The sequence below is a fragment of the Actinomycetospora sp. genome (genome assembly GCF_055612215.1).
Genome location: NZ_JBVPVA010000514.1, coordinates 1 through 1,402 on the forward strand (window position 1 = coordinate 1; position 1,402 = coordinate 1,402).

The following is a 1,402-nucleotide window of genomic DNA, read 5'->3' on the forward strand; positions in this document are numbered from 1 at the left end:
GACCTCCTCGGCCTCTCCTGGGGCGGCGGCATCGCCCAGCAGTTCGCGCTGCAGTACCCGCACCGCGTCGGGCGCCTCGTGCTCGTGAGCACCGGGACCGGCGTGATGATGGTGCCCGCCCGCTTCGGGGTGCTGGCGCGCATGCTCACCCCGCGGCGCTACAACGACCGGTCCTACCGCCGCTCGGTCGGGCGGGAGATCTACGTCGGGGAGGACCAGGACGCCGTCGACGCGCTGTTCTCCCGCGTCCACCCGGTGCGGGCGACCGCGTACCTGCACCAGCTCTTCGCGCTCACCACGTGGACCAGCCTGCCGGTACTGCCGATGATCACGGCGCCGACGCTGGTGCTCGCCGGGCGCCGCGACCCGGTCATCCCGGTCGTGAACGCGCACATCATGGGCTCGCTGCTCCCGCGCGGCACCGTGCACCTGCACGACGGCGGGCACCTCGGCCTGCTGACCCGCCCGCGCGAGCTCGGTCGGGTCGTGGAGGACTTCCTGGGTCCGCCGCCCGACGCGCCCTAGAGTGGTCGGGGTGAGCGAGAAGACGGTCACCGGCGTCGACGGACGCGTGTGGCTCGTGAACATGAAGATCATGTGGAGCGACCGCTCCGAGGGCTTCGAGCACGAGAAGGAGGGCGGCCGGAAGGCCGTCATCGGCATCATCGTCGTGCTCGGGCTGCTCTGGTTCGCCCTCATCGCCTGGAAGTTCCAGGTCCCGGCGGTGAGCGTCCCGTGGTGGGTCGTCGTGATCCTGCTCGGCGTCGCGCTGTTCTTCCCGGTGCGCTGGGCGCTGCGCCGGCCCCGCCGCCTCATGGTCGAGGGCGGGCGCTGGCCCGACGACGACGAGGGCATCGGCGAGGCGTGGAGCGGGTTCGTCCGCGGCCGCACCGAGGCCCGCGCCGAGTTCAAGCAGGCCATCCGCACATTGCAGAAGCGGGGCACGCCGGCGCGCGCGAACAGCCCGCTGCAACCCCAGTAGGGACGGAGGTCCGCCGTGCCCGAGCTGCCCGAGGTGGAGGCGCTCGCCGAGCACCTGCGCACGCACGCGCTCGCGCGACCGGTCGCGCGCATCGACCTGGCGAGCATGACCGCGCTCAAGACCTTCGACCCGCCGTTGTCCGCCCTGACCGGGCGCCTGGTCACCGGTGCGGGGCGCTTCGGGAAGTTCCTCGACGTGCAGTTCGACGACGTGCACCTCGTGGTGCACCTCTCCCGTGCGGGGTGGCTGCGCTGGCACGAGCAGGCCTCCACGACGCCTCCGAAGCCGGGCAAGGGCCCGCTCGAGCTGCGGGTGCACCTCGAGACCGTCGGCGGGCCGGGCTTCGACCTGACCGAGGCCGGCACGCAGAAGCGGCTCGCGGTCTACGTCGTGACGGACCCGGCGACGGTGCCGGGGATC

3 protein-coding genes are annotated in these 1,402 nt (G+C 72.8%); all 3 read left to right on the forward strand.

Annotated elements, in window-relative coordinates; genetic code table 11:
• On the forward strand, positions 1-525 hold a 525-nt coding region (locus AC0CYZ_RS14295; protein WP_472216405.1), incomplete at its 5' end, for an alpha/beta fold hydrolase.
• Between the two features lie 10 nt (positions 526-535).
• Entirely contained in the window at positions 536-982 is a 447-nt protein-coding gene (locus tag AC0CYZ_RS14300; protein WP_472216407.1) for a hypothetical protein, read from the forward strand.
• Between the two features lie 15 nt (positions 983-997).
• The coding region (locus AC0CYZ_RS14305; RefSeq protein WP_472216409.1) for a DNA-formamidopyrimidine glycosylase family protein at positions 998-1,402 on the forward strand (405 nt) is incomplete at its 3' end.